The sequence below is a fragment of the Rhizobium sp. BK313 genome (assembly GCF_014193655.1).
In the GTDB taxonomy this organism is placed as follows: domain Bacteria; phylum Pseudomonadota; class Alphaproteobacteria; order Rhizobiales; family Rhizobiaceae; genus Rhizobium.
Genome location: NZ_JACHZQ010000001.1, coordinates 2,031,339 through 2,051,302 on the forward strand (window position 1 = coordinate 2,031,339; position 19,964 = coordinate 2,051,302).

Annotated in this window: 15 protein-coding genes; 9 read left to right on the forward strand and 6 right to left on the reverse strand. The window is 59.7% G+C overall.

The annotated features are described in order from the left end of the window. The first annotated feature begins 22 nt into the window (after window positions 1–22). A complete protein-coding gene (locus tag FHT86_RS09735; RefSeq protein ID WP_133706601.1) occupies window positions 23–1,210 on the forward strand; it encodes a hypothetical protein in 1,188 nt (395 codons plus the stop codon). Window positions 1,211–1,383: 173 nt separating this feature from the next. Here FHT86_RS09735 and FHT86_RS09740 read toward each other — a convergent pair whose 3' ends face one another. Then, a complete protein-coding gene (locus FHT86_RS09740) occupies window positions 1,384–2,040 on the reverse strand; it encodes a TetR/AcrR family transcriptional regulator (protein ID WP_183868568.1) in 657 nt (218 codons plus the stop codon). 66 nt (window positions 2,041–2,106) lie between these two features. Between FHT86_RS09740 and FHT86_RS09745 the strand changes: the two genes are divergently transcribed. Together FHT86_RS09745 and FHT86_RS09750 are read left to right on the forward strand one after the other, a co-directional pair. After that, the gene (locus tag FHT86_RS09745; RefSeq protein ID WP_133706602.1) at window positions 2,107–3,276 is read left to right on the forward strand and encodes a serine hydrolase domain-containing protein; all 1,170 of its coding nucleotides are present in this window, start codon (window positions 2,107–2,109) and stop codon (window positions 3,274–3,276) included. A gap of 242 nt (window positions 3,277–3,518) precedes the next feature. Next, a complete protein-coding gene (locus tag FHT86_RS09750; RefSeq protein ID WP_133706603.1) occupies window positions 3,519–4,703 on the forward strand; it encodes a hypothetical protein in 1,185 nt (394 codons plus the stop codon). Window positions 4,704–4,790: 87 nt separating this feature from the next. Here FHT86_RS09750 and aspS read toward each other — a convergent pair whose 3' ends face one another. Then, window positions 4,791–6,581: an aspartate--tRNA ligase gene (aspS, locus tag FHT86_RS09755; RefSeq protein ID WP_133706604.1), complete on the reverse strand. Its 1,791-nt coding sequence runs from the start codon at window positions 6,579–6,581 to the stop codon at window positions 4,791–4,793. Between the two features lie 266 nt (window positions 6,582–6,847). Between aspS and FHT86_RS09760 the strand changes: the two genes are divergently transcribed. The 4 genes from FHT86_RS09760 to FHT86_RS09775 all read left to right on the forward strand — a co-directional run bounded on the left by FHT86_RS09760 (window position 6,848) and on the right by FHT86_RS09775 (window position 12,284). After that, window positions 6,848–8,242 (forward strand): multicopper oxidase family protein, encoded by a 1,395-nt coding sequence (locus FHT86_RS09760; protein WP_133706605.1) that lies wholly within the window; start codon window positions 6,848–6,850, stop codon window positions 8,240–8,242. A 137-nt stretch (window positions 8,243–8,379) separates the two neighbouring features. Next, window positions 8,380–9,525 carry a ribonuclease D gene (rnd, locus tag FHT86_RS09765; protein WP_133706606.1) on the forward strand — a complete coding sequence of 382 codons (1,146 nt, stop codon included), beginning with the start codon at window positions 8,380–8,382 and terminating at the stop codon, window positions 9,523–9,525. Between the two features lie 207 nt (window positions 9,526–9,732). Continuing rightward, window positions 9,733–10,785, forward strand: coding sequence for an adenylate/guanylate cyclase domain-containing protein (locus tag FHT86_RS09770; protein ID WP_133706607.1), 1,053 nt, complete (start codon window positions 9,733–9,735; stop codon window positions 10,783–10,785). Between the two features lie 140 nt (window positions 10,786–10,925). Continuing rightward, window positions 10,926–12,284 carry an esterase-like activity of phytase family protein gene (locus tag FHT86_RS09775; RefSeq protein WP_133706608.1) on the forward strand — a complete coding sequence of 453 codons (1,359 nt, stop codon included), beginning with the start codon at window positions 10,926–10,928 and terminating at the stop codon, window positions 12,282–12,284. A 48-nt stretch (window positions 12,285–12,332) separates the two neighbouring features. Here FHT86_RS09775 and ppx read toward each other — a convergent pair whose 3' ends face one another. The 4 genes from ppx to FHT86_RS09795 all read right to left on the reverse strand — a co-directional run bounded on the left by ppx (window position 12,333) and on the right by FHT86_RS09795 (window position 17,990). Then, entirely contained in the window at window positions 12,333–13,853 is a 1,521-nt protein-coding gene (ppx, locus tag FHT86_RS09780) for an exopolyphosphatase (RefSeq protein ID WP_133706609.1), read from the reverse strand. An 11-nt stretch (window positions 13,854–13,864) separates the two neighbouring features. Next, window positions 13,865–16,066, reverse strand: coding sequence for an RNA degradosome polyphosphate kinase (locus FHT86_RS09785; RefSeq protein WP_133706610.1), 2,202 nt, complete (start codon window positions 16,064–16,066; stop codon window positions 13,865–13,867). Window positions 16,067–16,143: 77 nt separating this feature from the next. Then, on the reverse strand, window positions 16,144–16,857 hold the full coding sequence (gene hdaA, locus FHT86_RS09790) for a DnaA regulatory inactivator HdaA (protein ID WP_133706611.1): 714 nt from the start codon (window positions 16,855–16,857) through the stop codon (window positions 16,144–16,146). Between the two features lie 2 nt (window positions 16,858–16,859). Then, window positions 16,860–17,990: an AI-2E family transporter gene (locus FHT86_RS09795; protein WP_133706612.1), complete on the reverse strand. Its 1,131-nt coding sequence runs from the start codon at window positions 17,988–17,990 to the stop codon at window positions 16,860–16,862. Between the two features lie 222 nt (window positions 17,991–18,212). Between FHT86_RS09795 and purM the strand changes: the two genes are divergently transcribed. Further along, window positions 18,213–19,286: a phosphoribosylformylglycinamidine cyclo-ligase gene (gene purM / locus FHT86_RS09800; protein ID WP_133706613.1), complete on the forward strand. Its 1,074-nt coding sequence runs from the start codon at window positions 18,213–18,215 to the stop codon at window positions 19,284–19,286. Further along, entirely contained in the window at window positions 19,283–19,960 is a 678-nt protein-coding gene (purN, locus tag FHT86_RS09805) for a phosphoribosylglycinamide formyltransferase (RefSeq protein WP_133706614.1), read from the forward strand. The genes purM and purN overlap by 4 nt, the downstream gene beginning before the upstream one ends. The last annotated feature ends 4 nt before the right edge of the window (window positions 19,961–19,964 follow it).

Here is a 19,964-nt window from a genome sequence, read left to right on the forward strand (position 1 = left end):
AGCTCTATGAGGAAAAGCCATCATGACTTTCTATCGGACAACACGGCTGATGCTGTCCAGCGCCGCCATTCTGTCTTTCGCCAGCTCCGCCTTTGCGCTCGACGGCAATGACCTCCTGAAGAAGATCAATGACGCCTACGCTCAGCAGGGCGGCTCGCTCGCTGCCGAAAGCATCGATGTCAGCGGCACGACGGTGACGCTGAAAGGCGTGAGCTTCAAAGCGGCTGGCACGCCCGATGGCTTCAAGCTGGGCGATATCACTTTGACCGGTGTCGCCGAAGCAGGTGGCGGTTACACCGTCGATCAGGTCGCTTTTCCCGACGTCGCCACGACCAAGGACGACGTTACCATCGCAGCTTCTGACCTGAAGATGAATGGCGTCGAAATCCCGGCAGACGCAACCAAGGGCGATCTCGACTCCCTGCTGTTCTACAAGACCGCACATGCTGGCTCCCTCTCCTTCACCAAGGACGGCACGCAGGTCTTCTCGATCTCAGGCGCTGATGCAACGATGAACAAGCGTGCCGACAAGTCGGGTCTCGACTTCGATGCCGAAGTCAACGGCGTCAAGGCTGATCTCAGCAAGGTCAACGATCCGCAGACCAAGGAAGCCATCAGCCAGCTCGATCTACAGCAGTTGAGCGGCAAGATCGCCATGAAGGGCAGTTGGGAGATTGCTCCGGGCAAGATCGACATCACCGAATATTCCTTGGATTTCAAGGATGTCGGCAAGCTGAACATCGCGCTCAGCCTCTCGGGCTACACGCCCGCCTTCGCCAAGTCGCTGCAGGATGCGCTCAAGACCGTCCGCTCCAATCCGAACCAGCAGGATGCGCAGCAATCCGCCGGTCTTGCCATGCTCGGCCTTCTGCAGCAGCTAACCTTCAACAGCGCCCAGATCCGCTTCGACGACGGCTCGATCACGTCCCGGGCACTCGAATTTGCCGGCAAGCAGCAGGGCGTTTCCGGTAAGCAGCTGGCTGACACGCTGAAGGCGATGACGCCGATCATGATGGCTCAGCTCAACATTCCGGAACTGCAGAACGCCGTCTCCGCCGCCGTCAGCACCTATCTCGATAATCCGAAGAGCCTGACGGTCACCGCTGCACCGGACAAGCCGGTGCCGCTGCCAATGATCATTGGCGCCGCCATGGGCGCCCCGCAGTCGATCCCGCAGGTCATCGGTCTCAAGGTTTCGTCCAACGATTGATCGAGGCTTCGATCCTGACAATATAGAAACCCGGCGATTTCGGTCGCCGGGTTTTTCTTTGCCGTCGGCTAGAGCATCCCGCTTTCAGGTGGAATCACCTGCAAGCGGATAAGATGCTCTAGATTCAAAAATACTAGAGCGACCTTTGTGCGTTCATATGAACGCACGGCGCTCTAGGTTTCCCGCCGCAACTGATATTTCCTCAGTTCGCTGAGCGCATGCGACAACAGGGCAAGCAATTCATCGGTGGTGGCACCGTCGCGCGCCTGAACGGACATGCCTTGCAGGATCGCGCCCAGAAAACGTGCAAGCGACCGAGCGTCGGCATCCGACCGTATGTCACCTTCCGCAATGCCGCGCTCAATCCGGGCCGCGAAGATGTCAAGCGTTTGCAGGCGCATCGATGCGACGTGATGGGCGATCGGCTCGCTTTCCTCGGCGCAATTCAACACCGCCGTCGATATCATGCAGCCTTTCGGATGCTCCGGAGCCGTGAAGATCTTGGCGGAATTCGTCAGAAAGCGTTCGAAGGCCGTCACCGTATCCAGCTTGTCCAGAAACGGATTGCCAGGCTCCGGCCGCGGCATGCGGCGATATTGATCGAGCGTCTCGCGATAGAGCTCCGCCTTGGACCCGAAGGCCGCGTAGAGGCTTTGCGGCGTGATCCCCATCGCGGCGGTCAGGCCCGCGATGGAAGAGCCGTCATAACCATGCTTCCAGAACGTGTCCCGTGCGGCGGCAAGAACCGTCTCCCGATCGAAGGCGGGCGGGCGCCCACGCTTCCGCGGCAATGAATTTTCGGCCTCTTCGTTATTTTTCACAATGGTCACTCTAGAAATATTCTCCGATCTGGTTTATTCAGGAATGGTCATTGTGATTATAGAAGGTTTTGCCCCATGAGTCTTCCCGTGGAAAATTCCGCACGCCCGAGCCGTGGCAGCCTTGTTGAAGGCGTCGATGCTGCGATTGATTCCGCCCTGGCTGACAAGAGGCTGGTCGGGACCGTGGTCCTGATCGCCCGGGACGGAGAGCCGGTCTATCGCCGCGCCGCCGGTCTGGCAGACCGGGAAAACAAGGTAGCGATGCGGGAGGATGCCATATTCCGGCTTGCCTCCATCACCAAGCCGATCGTCGCCATCGCCGCCATGCGGCTTGTCGAACAGGGCCGCCTCGGGCTCGACGATCCGATCACCAAATGGCTGCCGGATTTCCGGCCGCGGCTACCCGATGGAACGGAGGCCGTTATCCGTATCCGGCATCTTCTGACGCACACGTCCGGACTGGGTTACACGTTCGCGGAGGAGCAAGACGGCCCTTATCATCGCGCCGGCGTATCCGACGGTCTGGAGACACCCGGCCTGTCGCTGGCTGATAACCTCAAGCGCCTCGCCAGCGCGCCTCTCCTCTTTCCGCCCGGCGAAAGCTGGCGTTATTCGCTGGCTATGGACGTGCTCGGCGGCATCATCGAAAAGGAAACCGGCGGTAACCTCGATAGCGCAGTCGCGGAGCTGGTGATGAAACCGCTTGGTCTCTCCGATACCGCTTTCTCCGTTCGCGATCGCAGCCGCCTGGCAGCCGCCTATATGAATGGCGTATCGGAGCCGCAGCGGATGGGGGATGAGGCGCTCGTCCCGATACTTGACGGCACGATCCGCTTTGCGCCGGACAGGATATTCGATCCCGCCTCCTATCACTCCGGCGGCGCGGGTATGGCCGGAACGGCAAGCGACGTGCTTGCTATTCTGGAAACGGTGCGCAACGGCGGCGCACCGCTACTGTCTGCCGATACCGTGAAGACGATGATGGCCGATCACGCGGGCGGCCATATGCAGGCACTGCAAGCCGGCGTCGGTTTTGGCTACGGATGGTCCGTGGTCACAGACCCCATTGCAGCGCAAGCCCCGTTCTCAGCAGGCACAATCAAATGGGGTGGCGTCTACGGTCACAGCTGGTTCGTCGATCCCGAGAAAAGGCTCAGCGTCGCTGCACTCACCAATACAGCCCTCGAGGGCATGTGGGGACAATTCACCGTCGACCTGGCCAAAGCGGTCTATGCCGCGATCTAGCGGGTATCGACATGCCAAATAAAAACCCGGCGTTTTTTTCGCCGGGTTTTTGCTTCTCATGAGAATGGGCTGTGTGAAGCCATGATACCGTAACACCTCATCGAATAGCGGAGATGAGGCCGGAAATTCTAGAGCCAGAATACAACTATTATTGGAATTTCTGCGAGATGTTGCTAGAGATTGTAGCGATATGTGCAATCCAACCGTGTAGATCAACGCCTTTCCAGCCGGGATGCCCCATCATGATCTTCTATCGAATGAGTCAGCTGACAGTCGTCGGCACCGGACTTGTGTTCTTTGCGAACTCCGCTTTCGCGCTCGATGGGGCCGACGTCCTCAAGAAGCTCAACAATGCCATAGTCGCGCAGATAGGAGACTCGATCGAGGCCGGAAGCGTCGCTGTCAATGGTTCAACCGTCGTCCTGAGAAACGTGACATATACGCCGCGAGGAAGAACCGGCATTGCCCTCGGCGATGTCACGATGACTGGTGTGGCCGAGCAGGCCGGCGGTTATACGATCGAGAAAGTGCTCATCCCCGATGTTACAATAAAGCAAAAAGACTTCAGTGTCAGTGCCGCAGGACTAAGGGTGGATGACCTCGAAATTCCCGTGAATGCGACGTTGAGCGATATGAACTCGATATTCGTTTATCACGCACATGTGGGCCCGGTGTCCTGCCTGAGGGTCGGCGAAAAGTTTTTCTCCATATCCGCTGCCGATTCCGTCTCCACGAAACGTTTGGACAAAAAGGGCGTCGATTCCAGTTTCACAATTGTTGGAATTGTTGCCGACCTTTCCCTTGCCCAGATGCAGTTAAGCTCTGAAGCAATCAGGCACTTTGAGCTGCAGAACCTGCACGCAACGTTTTCCATGAAAAACAGCTGGGAGCTTTCCACCGGCAAGTACGACCTGACGGAATACACGTTTGATCTGGAGAATATAGGGAAGCTGAATGTCCAGCTCAGCTTCTCCGGTCTTACCCCCGCGTTCTACAATACCGCAGAGGCCCTATACTCCCCGATGACCGGCACCGCGGACGATCAAAATACCAAGAATGCTAAATACTTGTTGGCTCTCGCATTCGTTCAACAACTGACCTTGAATAGCGCTCAAATCCGTTTTGACGATGCTTCATTCACCGATCGCATATTCGATTATATCAGCAAATGGGATCATGTGACGCGCGCGCAATCGGCAAACACCTTTGCGGCAGAAATTCTGGCGGGGATATCTCAGTTCGGGATTCCCGACCTCCAGGAAGCTTTCTCAACGGCCGTCGTCGAATATTTCAACAATCCCAAAAGCCTGACGATCAGCGCTGCGCCCGCCAACCCCGTCCCCATGTCGACGGTCATAGAAGCCGCTAAAAACGCAAAAGAGTCGATCCCGAAGATGATTGGCCTGAAGATCACATCGAATGACTAGGCAGGGAGCGATTGGGAAGGCGGCGTCGAGAGGGAAGCCCGGCGACTTCAAACACGCCGCCGGGTCAATTCGATATGGCTAGAAGCCTCAGTCCTTCTTGACCGGCGGTACCGGGCGGATGGCCAGTTCGCGCAGCTGCGTCGGCGTTGCGGCCGAGGGAGCGCCCATCAGCAGATCCTGTGCCTGCTGGTTCATCGGGAACAGCGAGATTTCGCGCAGGTTCTTGGCGCCGACCAGCAGCATAACGATACGGTCGATGCCGAAGGCAGCGCCGCCGTGCGGAGGCGCGCCGTACTGGAAGGCGCGATAGAGACCGCCGAAGCGCTCCTCGACGTCCGCCTGGCTGAGGCCGACCTTTTCGAAGGCGGCGACCATGGTCTCCGGCGACTGGTTACGGATCGAGCCCGAGGCGATTTCGAAACCGTTGCAGACGGCGTCATACTGGAAAGCCTTGATCGTCAGTGGATCCTGGCTCTTCAGCGCCTCAAGGCCGCCCTGGGGCATCGAGAACGGGTTGTGTGCGAAGTCGACCTTCTTTTCTTCCTCGCTCCATTCGAAGAACGGGAAGTCGACGATCCAGCAAAGCTCGAAACGGTCGCGGTCGACCAGGTTCAGCTCCTCGCCGGCCCTGGTGCGAGCCTCGCCGGCAAACTTGTAGAACTTGTCCGGATCGCCGGCAACGAAGAAGCAGGCATCGCCATCATCGAGACCAAGCTGGGTGCGGATCGCATCCGTGCGCTCCTCGCCGATGTTCTTGGCAAGCGGGCCAGCGCCCTCGAGCTTCTCGCCTTCCTTGCGCCAGAAGATATAGCCGAGACCGGGCTGGCCCTGGCTCTGCGCCCAGGCGTTCATGCGGTCGCAGAAGGCTCTGGAGCCGCCGGTCTTGGCCGGGATCGCCCAGACTTCGACCTTCGGGTTCGAGGCGATCATGTTGGCGAAGACCTTGAAGCCGGAGCCGGCAAAATGCTCGGTCACCGCTTCCATGACGATCGGGTTGCGCAGGTCCGGCTTGTCGGAGCCGTATTTGCGGATCGCGACGTCATAGGGGATGCGCGGCCATTCTTTGGTGACGGGCTTGCCGTCGGCGAACTCCTCGAACACGCTGGTCATCAGCGGTCCCATCGTGTTCCAGACATCTTCCTGGGTAACGAAGCTCATTTCCAGGTCGAGTTGATAGAATTCGCCGGGCAAACGGTCTGCGCGCGGATCTTCGTCGCGGAAGCACGGCGCGATCTGGAAGTAGCGGTCGAAGCCGGCGACCATCAGCAATTGCTTGTACTGCTGCGGCGCCTGCGGCAGGGCATAGAAGGTGCCGGGATGAATGCGGCTCGGCACCAGGAAGTCGCGCGCACCTTCGGGCGACGAAGCCGTGAGGATCGGCGTCGTGTATTCGGTGAAGCCTACTTCGCCCATATGGCGGCGCATCGAGGAAATGACCTGCGTGCGCTTGACGATGTTCCGGTGCAGCGTTTCGCGGCGCAGGTCGAGGAAGCGGTACTTCAGGCGCACGTCTTCCGGATAGTCCGGCTCGCCGAAGACCGGCAACGGCAATTCCTTGGCAGCGGAGAGCACTTCGATCTCCTGCGCATAAAGCTCGATCTCGCCGGTCGGCATGTTCTTATTGATCGTGTCTTCGGTACGAGCCTTTACCAGGCCGTCGATGCGGATAACCCATTCGCCGCGTACGGTTTCCGCCAGCTTGAAGGCCGGAGAATCCGGATCAGCGACGACCTGTGTGATGCCGTAGTGATCGCGCAGATCGATAAACAGCACGCCGCCATGATCTCGGACGCGATGAACCCAGCCGGAGATGCGGACGGTCGAACCGACGTCGGACTTGCGCAGGGCGGCGCATGTGTGGCTGCGATAGCGATGCATAGTGTAATATCCTGGACTTGGCGGACGGCGGCGAATGCGGACAAAAGCCCCTCGCCTGCCGACGAGAAAATCGGGCGGAAAAGCGCACGGTGCGCCTGATTTGTCAAGGCTCGAACGCCGGCGAGTCGGTTTAAAGCTGCTTTCGTGAACTCGCTACATCGACAGCTATTGGTAGCCGATGCGGCAATTCAGCTACCTCAGTGCTATTGCTGAACGCCAGAGTCAACTTTAAACAGGCAGGCGTATCCTTGTGCCCGGAGCCTCGCATGCCCATCCTCACCCGCCGCAATCTTCTCAAAACCTCTGCCGTTGCTGGTGCCTATGGTGTGGGGCTCGGCATCGCCGGCAGGTTCGGCGGCAAAGCTATGGCGGCGCCGGAACCGCAGGTGTTGAAGACTACGAAGATCCAAGCCAAATTGATGGATGGCGGGGCGACCAAGGACATCTTGACCTATGGCGATGCCGGTATGCCGCCGGTCGTGCGCATGAGGAAGGGCGAGCCCTTCGCCGCACGCCTTGTCAACGGCATAGACGATCCGACGACGATCCACTGGCACGGCATCCGCCTCCCGAACAAGATGGACGGTGTGCCCTTCCTGACGCAGCCCTACGTCTATACGGGCGATCACTTCGACTATGCCTTCACGCCCCCGGATGCCGGCACCTTCTGGTATCATCCGCACTGCAACACGCTGATCCAGATGGGACATGGCATGACCGGCGTCATCGTCGTGGAAAATCCGAAAGATCCGACATTCGATTCTGAAGTGGTCCTCAATCTGCGCGACTGGCGGCTCGGCGGCGACGGCCAATTCATCGCACAGTTTCGCCCGCGCGATTCCGCCAAGTCGGGGACCTACGGAACGGTGCGGACGGCCAATTGGCAGCAGCAGCCGCAATATGATGCGCCCTCCGGCGGGCTGGTGCGCCTGCGCCTCGCGATCACCGATGTCACGCGCATCTATAATTTCCGAATGGAGGGTACCACGGCGACCGTGATAGCCATCGACGGCAATCCGGTGCCGCAGCGCTTTCCGCTCGATGTGCTGCAGCTGGGGCCTGGTCAGCGCCTGGAACTGGCCGTGCGCATGCCCGATGACGAAGGCGCGATCGTCAAGCTGGAGGATGTCAGAGGCACCGATCCGAAGGTGCTCGCAACGCTGCGTTCGGTCGGAAGTTCACTGAAGCACGATGTTCGCGATCTGGCGCCGCTCGAAGACAATCCGGTCGCAAAGGCTGATATCGGATCGGCGGAACATATTCCGTTGATCCTCAGCGCCACGGCGGAAAATACCGCCGACAACACTATTTGCGGCTCGCTCGGCTACAGTTTCTGGGCGATCAACAAGGTGCCGTGGCCGGGCGATACGCCCGATCCGACCGCGCCACTCGCTGAATTGAAACTCGGCAAGAGCTATGTCATCGACATGGAAAACCTGACGCCCCATACGCACCCGATCCATCTGCATGGCATGAGCTTCACCGTGCTCTCCTCTTCGACGCGCCAGGTGCAGCCCTTCGTCTCCGACACCTATCTGATCCAACCGAACGAGAAGGTACAGCTCGCCTTCGTCGCCGACAATCCCGGCGACTGGTTGCTGCATTGCCATATCATCGAGCATCAGAAGACCGGCATGACGAGCTATGTACGCGTCGCCTAACGCAACCCCTAAAAAAGTACGAAGCGCTTTGGATAAGATAGGGATAGCGTTGAGAGCTTCGACTTTCGACGTATTGACATATCCGGTTGAAAGGAGAAGGAAGGTTAACGAACTATTTTACAGATGAATGTGTTGATATGATCGAAACTACCGCCCAGTTGGAGGCGGCCTGCCAAGAGCTGGCCAAGTCAGAATTCATTACCATCGACACCGAATTCCTGCGCGAGACGACCTTCTGGCCGGAGCTTTGCCTGATCCAGATGGCGAGCCCGACGATCGAAGTGCTGGTCGATCCGCTGGCGAAGGGCTTGGACCTGAAACCTTTTTTTGAGCTGATGGCCAATCCTGCCGTCATGAAGGTGTTCCACGCCGCACGCCAGGACATCGAAATCATCTTCAATCGCGGCAACCTCATCCCGCATCCGATCTTCGACACGCAGGTGGCCGCCATGGTCTGCGGATTCGGCGATTCGGTCTCCTACGACCAGCTGGTCAGCCGCATCAAGAACGTCCACATCGACAAGTCCTCGCGCTTCACCGACTGGAGCCGCCGGCCGCTGTCGGAAAAGCAGCTCGACTACGCGCTGGCCGACGTCACCCATCTGCGCGATGTCTATCTTTCACTGAAAGAACAGCTCGAGCGCGAGGGCCGAGCGTCCTGGCTGCTCGAAGAAATGGCGATCCTCGAAGCGCGCGAGACCTACGACCTGCATCCCGATGATGCCTGGCAGAGACTGAAGATGCGGCTGCGCAAGCCGCAGGAGCTGGCCGTATTGAAATACGTCGCCGCCTGGCGCGAGCGCGAAGCGCGCGCGCGCAATGTGCCTCGCGCCCGCGTGCTGAAGGACGACGCCATCTACGAAATCGCCCAGCAGCAGCCGAAGGATATGGAAGCGCTCGGCCGGCTGCGCACGATCCCGAAAGGTTGGGAACGATCTGCCTCCGGCACGGCCGTGTTGGAAGCGATCAACGAGGCCCTGGCGCTGCCCAAGGCTGACATGCCGCATGTGCCACGGCATCAGCAGGCTCCAGAGGGCACTGCCGCTGCGGCTGAACTGCTGAAGGTGCTCCTCAAGCTGATCGCTGAAAAACACGGCGTCGCCCCGAAAGTCATCGCCAACAGCGAAGACCTGGACAAGATCGCCGCTGAAGGCGAGAAGGCCGAAGTGGCTGCCCTCACCGGCTGGCGACGTGACCTTTTCGGCGAGACGGCGCTGCAGCTTATCCAGGGCCAGGTGGCCTTGCGCTTCGTCGGCAAGCGCGTCGAGACGGTCAACCTCTAGCCCCGCGACCTTCGCCGGCCGTTCGGCGATCCCGAACGTTTGGCGGTTGCGTGCCATCCAAAAATAGAGATGCTGGTTGCGAATGCGATTGTGCCGCACATCCGACAGAATGGATAATTAGCGCAATCACATAATTGATGGCGCACAGGTCTTTCCCCAAACCGATCCCGGCTTGGGTATATGCGCTGGCTTTTGGCGGATTGCAGCATGGGAAGATTCCCTTCGGCGCTCAACTGGATTTTCACCGCGATCTTCGTCGCCGCAAGCGGCGTTGCCTATGGCAGGCTGTTTTTCGAGGGATCGCCGATGTATATCGGCGCAACCTACGCATTGTTCTGCGGCATGCCGCTGCTGGCCTTCGAGCGCCGCATGCTCCTGCCGAGCCTGAACCGCTGGATGCATCGCCTGCCCACCCCAGTGTTTATCCTATCGGCGCTGGTTGTCGATTTCGCTCTGATCGCCATAGGCTTTGCGGTATCCGGCGGACTGCTGAAGTCCCTGGGCCTGATAACCGGCGCCTGGGCCGATGTCATGCTGCTGCAGGTCGATGTCTACATCTACGCCGTTGTGGTGACCGCAATCGTCATCTTCGTCGGGCGTGTCCGGGAATTGCTCGGCCGCGACGTCTTCCTCAGCCTGTTGACCGGCCGTTATCGCAACCCGGTGCAGGAAGAGCGTGTGTTTCTCTTCATCGACCTCGTCGGTTCGACGGCTTTCGCCGAAGAGCATGGCGATCTCAGGACACAGGAATTTCTGGGCTCGATATTCAGCGCCCTTGCCGAGCCGGTGCGGCGGCACAATGGCGCGATCGACGACTATATCGGTGATGCTGCCATCATCACCTGGCCGCTCGAACGTGGCGTGAAGAATGCTCGTTGCATTCGCTGCGTTTTCGACATCCTTGCGGATATCGAGGCAAATGCGGAGACATGGCTGAAATCCTACGGCAGAGTGCCGCGTCTAAGGGCCGCCTTGCATGGCGGCGGCATCGTCACCGCCGAAATCGGCGTCGACCACCACAAGATTGCCTATTTCGGCGATACGGTGAACACCACTGCCAGGCTGGAATCTCTATGCAAGACACTGGAGCGTCAGGTACTGATCTCGGCCGACCTTGCAAGACGGATGGAACTTCCTGATGAAATCGCCAGGGAAGACCTCGGAGATCATGCCGTTCGCGGTCGTGACCAGACGCTCGGGGTGATCGCCTTGCATATGCCGAGACAGCAGGCACGAAAAGCAATAAGCAGTGGGCAATAGCAACATCTGTTATTGCCTCAGCCCTACAGCCTATGAGTTGTCCACAGTCACCAAAGCTTCACCTAAGCGTTAATTCACCGACATAGCTCGCCTGTTAAGCGAGGATTGTTTTTGCCAATCCCCGTTAACAAGGTGACACGATGACCCGAATTCTTTTCGCTTCCACGGCACTTTTTGTTCTGATTGCCGCCTCGGCGCAGGCCGATGAAACGCAGTTTCCCGCAAAGCTGACCTCCCAGGCCATTCTGCCGGCCAACACCATTGTCGCGGCACCGGCCGATGCACCGGATTTCCTGAAAACCTCCGGCAAGTTTACGACGCCGGACCGCAAGCGCACCGAAGCCCTCGGCACGGTTCCGGGCATGGACGGCGCCCGCATGACCGACCTGAAACTGCCTTTCAACGGCCAGCCGGTGCAGGGCTTCTCCGGCATCAAGGCCATGCCTGACGGCACTTTCTGGACGCTGTCGGACAACGGCTTCGGCTCCAAGCAGAACTCCAGCGACTCCATGCTGTTCCTCCATCAGCTCAAGTTCGACTGGGACAATGGCAAGGTCGATGTCGTCAAGAATCTGTTCCTGTCCGACCCGAACAAGAAGGCCCCCTTCCCAATCGTCCTCGAAGGCACAGATACGCGTTATCTGACCGGTGCCGACTTCGATATCGAGTCGGTCCAGCCGGTCGCTGACGGCTTCTGGCTCGGCGACGAATTCGGTCCTTATCTGCTGAAGTTCGATACGAACGGCCACCTGACCGACGTCTTCCCGACCACGCTCAACGGCAAGCCGGTCATGTCTCCTGACAACCCCCTGCTGCAATTGCCCGGCAATCCGACGCAGAAGATGCCGGCCTTCAACCTGAAGCGCTCCGGTGGCTTCGAAGGTCTTGCGATGTCCAAGGACGGCAGCAAGCTCTATGGTTTGTTGGAAGGCGCAATCTACCAGGACGATGGCAAGATGGAGAGCGTCGACGGCCACACGGCTATCCGCGTCATCGAATTCGACGTCGCCTCGAAAAGCTGGACCGGCCGGAGCTGGCTCTATCCGTTCGAAGACAAGGGCGTCTCCATCGGCGATTTCAACATGCTGGACGACAGCACCGCCTTGGTTATCGAGCGCGACAACGGCGCAGGCACGAAGGACAAGGCCTGTGCCGATCCGAAGCAGCCGAAGCCGGATTGCTTCGAGGCTCCGGCCGAACTGAAGCGCGTCTATAAGATCGAATTCAACGACGCCAATGTCGGCAAGGCCGTTCGCAAGATCGGTTACATCGATCTGCTGCACATCGAAGATCCGGATCACAAGCGTCGTCAGGGCGGTGGTGAAGGCTTCTACGACATGCCGTTCGTTACGATCGAAAACGTCGACCGCGTCGATGCTACTCACATCATCATCGGCAACGACAACAACCTGCCCTTCTCGGCCGGTCGTGCTGTTAATAAGGCCGATGACAACGAGTTCAGCATTCTCGAAGTCGGTGATTTCCTGAACGCCAAGTAAAAATCGTCGCGAACCCCTCTCCCCGCCATGCGGGGCGAGGGAACGATTTCATTCAAACCGAAACGCCAATCTTCTGTTTGTCAGCCTGCCGAGCTGTTGCAGCCGACCTTCCAGTCTTTCACCCGCAAAATCGTGGTACTCGGCGGGCACCACGAATTCGAGATCCAGATCCGGGCTTGGCGAGCGGCGGAACGAAAGGTTGCGGACCACGCCCGGCATGGAAGCCGAGAAGAGGTAGACGACGCGCAGCAGGCCGCCAAGCAGTTTGGCACGCTCGACGAGTTGCGGCGTGGCGATCGTCGCCAACGGCCCGGTGGCGCCGTCGTCGTGCAGGCCCTCGAAACGATAATAGTTGGCAAGAGCTATGAAGGCGCGGCCGGCATGGGTGATGCCGACGAAGGAGGTGTGGGCGATGATGTTCAGCGCCTGCAAGCCGCGATAATCGGGATGGGCACGCCAGCTAATGTCGGCAAGCAGGCAGGCGGCCTGGCGATAGCGGCTCTCCTCTTCCGTCTCGGTGATGCCGAAGAAGGGCATCATGCGGCCAGTCCACTCGGCAAGTTCACGGGCATGCTCCGGCGAGCGAGCGCGCAGAATGGCAAGTTCACCCGCAGCCACCAGCAACGGGTCGCTATGGCGCTCCGCCTCGGTCAGCAGCGAATAGAGGTAGCCCTCGCGCACGCCTTGGGCCGAGAAGGACACGACTGAGGGCTTCATCTCCGCCAGCACCTCACGCATCGCCACCGCGCCGAAGGGCAGTAGCGAACGGCGATGCTTGGAGATCGACAGCAGCGCCGGCTCCTTCGTATCCCTTGCTTCGCCGATCTGATCGAGGAAGCGCATCATCTCGTCCAGCGGCACTTCGTAGCCCTGCATCATATGCAGCGGGTATTTGCGGATCTCCATGTGCAGCTTGGCTATATTTCGCCATGTGCCGCCGACCGCATAGAAGATGCGTCCCTCGCCCTTGCTGAGCAATTTCGCAGTTTTCACATGCTTGCGGGCAAAGCTGCGCGCTCTGGCGAGCGAACCGTTGGCATATTCCGAAAGCCTGAGGCCGCCGAGCGGCAGGGTGATGCCCTTGCCGATCTCCTTGCCCTTGATGTCAATGAGTTCGAGCGAGCCGCCGCCGAGGTCGCCGGCAATGCCGTCTGGGCTGAAAAAGCCGCTGACGATGCCAAGTGCGGAAAATTGCGCCTCTTCCTCGCCCGAAAGCACGCGCACCTTGCGCTGCAGGATCGATTCGGCCTGATGGATGAATTCCGGGCCGTTGCTCGCCTCGCGGGCCGCGGCCGTCGCCAGGACGTAAATGGTCGATGCGCGCGCCTGGTCGGACAGCGCCTTGAACCGGTGCAGGGCTGCGAGTGCGCGCGCGACGCTCTCCTCATCCATCTTTCCCGTCAGCGCTATGCCCTTGCCAAGGCCACAAAGCACTTTCTCGTTAAAAAGAATGGTTGGCGACCGCGAATGTCCTTCATAGACAACAAGACGAACCGAGTTCGACCCGATATCGACGACGGAGACAGGGGCTATACCGGGAAGGCGCCCCTGGGCTTCTGATTCAACCATGCAGGTCCAGTTTATTTCTTGCGGCCCGACAACAGCCCGGCGATCAGTTTCGGCGCACTGGATTTCAGAGCTTCACCACGGCCGGACAGGCTGGGATTGGTCATGAAATACTGCTGCGCGTTGAATGGCTCTTCCCCCTTGCGCACCTCCGTGCGCCGCGAAGTACCGTCCGGCAATATCTCGTAGCTCTGCTGATTGTCAATGATATTGCCCAGCATGATCTGTGAAAGAACCTGCTCATGCACGGTCTTGTTGGTCAGCGGAACGAGGGTTTCGACGCGGCGGTCGAGGTTTCTCGGCATCATGTCGGCCGAGCCGATATAGACCAGCGCCTTCTCGGACGGCAGGCCCTGGCCATTGCCGAAGCAGAAGATGCGGCTGTGTTCGAGGAAGCGGCCGACGATGGACTTGACGCGGATATTCTCGGAGAGGCCCGCCACCTGCGGGCGCAGGCAGCAGATGCCGCGCACGACGAGATCGATCTCGACACCGGCGTTGCTGGCGCGGTAGAGCGCGTCGATGATATCGGGATCGACCAGCGAATTCATCTTCATCCAGATCGCCGCCGGCTGACCGTTCTTGGCGTGCAGGATCTCTTCCTCGATATGCTGGAGGATGCGCGGACGCAGCGTATAGGGCGAGACTGCGATCTTCATGTCGTGTTCCGGCTCACCGTAGCCGGTAATGAAATTGAAGATGTTCGCCATGTCATGGGCGATCTTCGGATCACAGGTGAAATAGGACAGGTCGGTATAGATCTTGGCGGTGATCGGGTGGTAGTTGCCGGTGCCGAGGTGGCAATAGGTCCGCAACTTGCCGTCCTCGCGACGCACGACCATCGACATCTTCGCATGCGTCTTGAGCTCGATGAAGCCGAAGACGACCTGCACGCCGGCGCGTTCCAGGTCGCGCGCCCAGCGGATGTTGGCCTCTTCGTCGAAACGAGCCTTGAGTTCGACCAGCGCAGTAACCGACTTGCCCATGTCGGCAGCATCGATCAGCGCACGCACGATCGGGCTGTCGTTGGACGTGCGATAGAGCGTCTGCTTTATCGCCAGAACGTCAGGATCGCGCGCAGCCTGGAGCAGGAACTGGACCACCACGTCGAAGGATTCATAGGGATGGTGGACGACCATGTCCTTTTCGCGGATCGCGGCGAAGCAATCGCCGGCATGTTCGCGGACGCGCTCAGGAAATCGGGCATTGTAAGGCTCGAAGCGTAGATCGTCGCGCGGGGCCTTGGCGATTTCGGAGAGCGTGTTGAGGGCCAGCAGGCCCGGCAGAACGGCGATGCGGTTTTCCGGCACATTCAGCGACTCCACCACGAACTGGCGCAGCTCGAGTGGCATTTCCGAGTCGGTCTCGATACGGATCACAGAGCCGCGGCGGCGGCGTTTCAGCGCCGTTTCGAAGAAGCGAACCAGGTCTTCGGCCTCTTCCTCGACTTCGATATCACTGTCTCGGATAAGGCGGAAGGTACCCGAACCCTGCACTTCATAGCCGGGATAGAGCCGGTGAATGAAGATGTTCACCACATCTTCCAGCGTAATGTAGCGGATGACGTTGCTGGCGTCCGGCAGGCGGACAAAGCGGTCGAGCGCCGGCGGCAGGCGAAGCAACGCCGTCATCGGCTCGCGACCGTTCTTGCTGTTCAGTTGCAGCGCGATCGAGAAGCCGAGATTCGGAATGAATGGGAATGGATGCGCCGGATCAATGGAAAGCGGCGTCAGTACCGGGAAAATCGCCTGCTCGAATTCATTGGCGAGCCATTGCCGGTCGACCTCGGAAAGTGCTGGCGGGCGGACGATCAGAATGTCTTCCTTGGCGAGATATTGCTGCAACACGGCAAGCGACGCCTGCTGCTCCATCTGCAGGTTGTCGATTTCGCGCAGGATGTCGTCAAGCTGTTCGGCAGGTGTCTTGCCATCTGGCGTGCGCACGAGGATCTTCTGGCGGACCTGGCCTTCGAGGCCGGCGACGCGCACCATGAAGAACTCATCGAGGTTGGCAGCGGAAATGGAGAGGAAACGGATGCGCTCCAGAAGCGGATGCGCCGTGTTCAACGTTTCCTCGAGAACGCGGCGGTTGAACTGCAGCCAGGAGAATTCGCGATTGATGAAGCGCTCGGGGCTGGTCAGCAATTCGTTGATCGGCGGCGCGGCCTCCGGGGCTTGCTGGATGGTGTCCTGATGTTCCGTTAGTGCCGAGTCCATGTTCCACCTACCCTCATCTCTAACCATGTGCCACGTATAGCAGTTTGACGACGGAACTGTGACAGTTCACCAATCGCTCAATCAGCCGGATCGGAATTGCCCAATTCATTCAATACTTCTGCGGCCAATAGGCGGGTGATCCTGGTGCCGCGGCCAAGCGCCAACCGGTCCAGCCGGTCGACAATCAACTGCGCGGCGTTCAGGGACCTCTCCATTCGATTGACTATATAAAGGACCAGTTTGTCATCGATATAAAGCTGACGGTCAGCGAAGAGTTTTACGATCACTTGCGACAACAACTCCTCGTCCGGCTCGCCGATCTCGACCACGGTCGCCGCCTTCAGCCGGGAGCGCAAATCGGGGAGCGCGACTGGCCAAGACATGGGCCAGAGCCTGCTCGTCATCAACAAGCCTGTGCCGTTTTCCCTGACACTGTTGATGACGTGAAAAAGCTCGGTGTCGTCAAAGCCCAGGCGATCGACGTCCTCGAAGATGACGGGACCGCTCGCGGCCACAACTGCGGCGCCCGAGCCAGCTTTCGGGTGGATGGCGATTGCGCCGCTCCTTTCGCGCCAGATGCTGGCGAGATGCGATTTTCCCGAACCGACCGGGCCGGCGAGAATGACCACCGGCGACGGCCAGTGTGGCCATGAATCGACGATCTTCACCGCTGCACTCAAGGGGTCGGCGACCCGCAGATCGTCTCGCCCGCTCGCGGCGTCATGGGTAAAGGCCAGGGGCAGCTGTTCGGCCGGCTTGCGCCTCAAATCAGCGTTCTTCGCGTCGGTCATGTCTATTTGTTCTCAGGATTGCCGGCCTTGGCTCTGCGTGCCTTACCGGCTTCCGAGCGTCCATGATAGAGGTCGCTTTGAAGGTACCGCGAAAGGGCGAAGCGGACAAGGACGCCGCAGGCGGCCGCGGCCGGAACGGCGACCAGCAGGCCGACGAAACCGAAGAGTGCGCCGAAGGCAAAGAGGGCGAACATCAGCCAGACCGGATGCAGGCCAACGCTTTCGCCGACCAGCTTCGGCTGCAGCACATTCCCCTCCAGAAACTGGCCGGTGAAGAAGACGGCAAGCGTCAGGCCGATCCAGAGATAATCCGGCCAGAACTGCACCAGCGCGACGCTGACCGCCAGGAAGAGGCCAACGAGCGAACCGACATAGGGGATGAAGCTGATCATGCCGGCAAACAGGCCGATCAGCAGGCCAAAGTTCAAACCCACCAGCGACAGGCCGACGCCGTAATAGACACCAAGGATGATGCAGAGCGAGCCTTGGCCCCGAATGAAGCCGGCGATTGCCTGATCCACCTCCCGGGCGATCTGGCGCACGGTCAAGACATGATCGCGCGGCACCCAGGCATCGACCTTGGCGATCATCCGATCCCAGTCGAGCAATATATAAAAGGCGACGACGGGAGTGACGACCATCAGCGAGATGATATTGACCAGCGCCTTGCCGGAACTCCAGATCTGCGCGAACAAGCCGCCGACAAAGCTCAGGCCATCAGACAATATGCTGGAGAAATTGTCCTTGATGGCGCCGAGCTGACTGCGAATCCAATCCGGCAGCATCGTCGTCTGCGTATGAGTGATGAACTGCTGGAATTGCTCCACGTAGCCCGGTATATGGCGAAGGAAATCGTTGAACTGATTGATGATGATCGGAATGAAGATCGTCAGTGCCGACGCAAAGACCAGTACGAAGGCAACCAGGATCACGATCGTCGCCATAAAGCGGCTCAAGCCCAGCTTCTCCAACCGGTCGGCGACCGGATCGAGGAAATAGGCGACGCTCATACCGGCGATGAAGGGCAAGAGGATCGAGCTGAAGAGGTAGAGAAAGACAACGAAGACGGCGAGCACGATCACCCAGAAGGTGACCTGGCGCTTGAGGCTTGCTCCGCTGACTTTTTGCTCCATCGACTTCCCCACTACCCGCCGCCTGTCTGCTGCTTGCTTAGGACATAGGATGACGCCGCAATTATGGTCAAGCCTGCGGTCCGAAATCGGCCTTTGAGCGCTGTGAAGCGGGGGAAATCGAGGGTTTGCCTACGTTAGCGCCTTGCATAAAGGTTGCTGTCATGCAATGGCGACCCGATTAAAATTATTCCAATTGGAATGATGGCCATCGGAGGCGGAAGCATGAGCCAGTCTGGAAAAAACGGTCTGACCTATAGCGACGCGGGCGTCGACATCGATGCCGGCAACCTGCTGGTCGAAAAGATCAAGCCGGCGGTTCGTTCGACCCGCCGCCCCGGCGCTGACGGTGAAATCGGCGGTTTCGGCGGCCTCTTCGATCTGAAGGCTGCGGGCTTCACCGATCCGGTGCTGGTTGCCGCCAATGACGGCGTCGGCACCAAGCTGAAGATCGCCATCGATGCGAACTACCACGATACGGTCGGCATCGACCTCGTCGCCATGTGCGTGAACGATCTGGTCGTCCAGGGCGCGGAGCCGCTGTTCTTCCTCGATTACTTCGCCACCGGCAAGCTCGATCCCGAGCAGGGTGCTTCGATCGTCGGCGGTATCGCAGCCGGTTGCCGCGAGGCAGGCTGCGCGCTGATCGGCGGCGAGACCGCCGAAATGCCGGGCATGTATTCCGACGGCGACTACGATCTGGCCGGTTTTGCCGTGGGTGCGGCCGAACGTGGGCAGCTTCTCCCCTCCGGCAATATCGCCGAGGGTGATGTCATTCTCGGCCTCGCTTCCTCCGGCGTTCACTCCAACGGTTTCTCGCTGGTACGCAAGATCGTGGGCCTCTCCGGCCTTGGCTGGGACGCGCCGGCTCCATTTGCCGACGGCAAGGCGCTCGGCGAAGCCTTGTTAACGCCGACGCGCATCTACGTGAAGCCGCTTTTGAAGGCGATCCGCGAGACCCATGCCATCAAGGCGCTCGCCCATATTACCGGCGGCGGCTTCCCAGAGAATATTCCGCGGGTGCTGCCGAAGCATCTCGCTGCCGAGATCGACCTTGCCGCCGTCAAGGTGCCGCCGGTCTTCTCCTGGCTCGCCAAGACGGGTGGCGTCGAGGCCAAGGAAATGCTGCGCACCTTCAATTGCGGCATTGGCATGATCGCCGTCGTCGCGGCCGAGAATGTCGAAGCTGTCAAGGCGGCGCTTGAAGCCGAAGGCGAAACCATCGTCGCGCTCGGCCGCATGATTGCCCGTGACGAAGGCGCTGCCGGCACCTTCTACAAGGGCACGCTGGCGATATGAGCTCGGCCCGCAAACGCGTCGTCGTCTTCATCTCGGGCAGCGGCTCCAACATGATGGCGCTGGTCAAGGCCGCGACGGCTTCCGATTATCCGGCCGAAATTATCGGTGTGATTTCCGACAAGGCGGACGCCGGCGGCTTGGCGAAAGCCGCTGCCGAGGGCATCGCCACCTTCGCCTTCGTCCGCAAGGATTTTGCCAGCAAGGACGCGCATGAGGAGGCGATCCTCGCCCAGCTCGACGCCCTGTCGCCGGACATCATCTGCCTTGCCGGCTATATGCGCCTGCTCTCCGGCCGTTTCATCCAACGCTACGAAGGCCGGATCATCAATATCCACCCTTCATTGCTGCCGCTTTTTCCTGGCCTGCACACGCATCAGCGCGCCATAGATGCGGGCCAGCGGATCGCCGGCTGCACCGTGCATTTCGTCACCGAGGGCATGGACGAAGGCCCGGCGATCGGCCAGGCCGCCGTGCCGGTGTTGACCGATGATACGGCCGAAACACTCGCCGCCCGCGTGCTCACGATCGAGCACCAGCTTTATCCGCAGTCGCTGCGCTTGCTGGCTCAGGGAAAGGTGCGCATGGAGGACGGCAAGGCAATTGCCGCCGCAAAGATACCCGTTGCCGATGGGCGGCAGATCCTATCACTGATCGGTGACATCAATAATATCTAGCTGC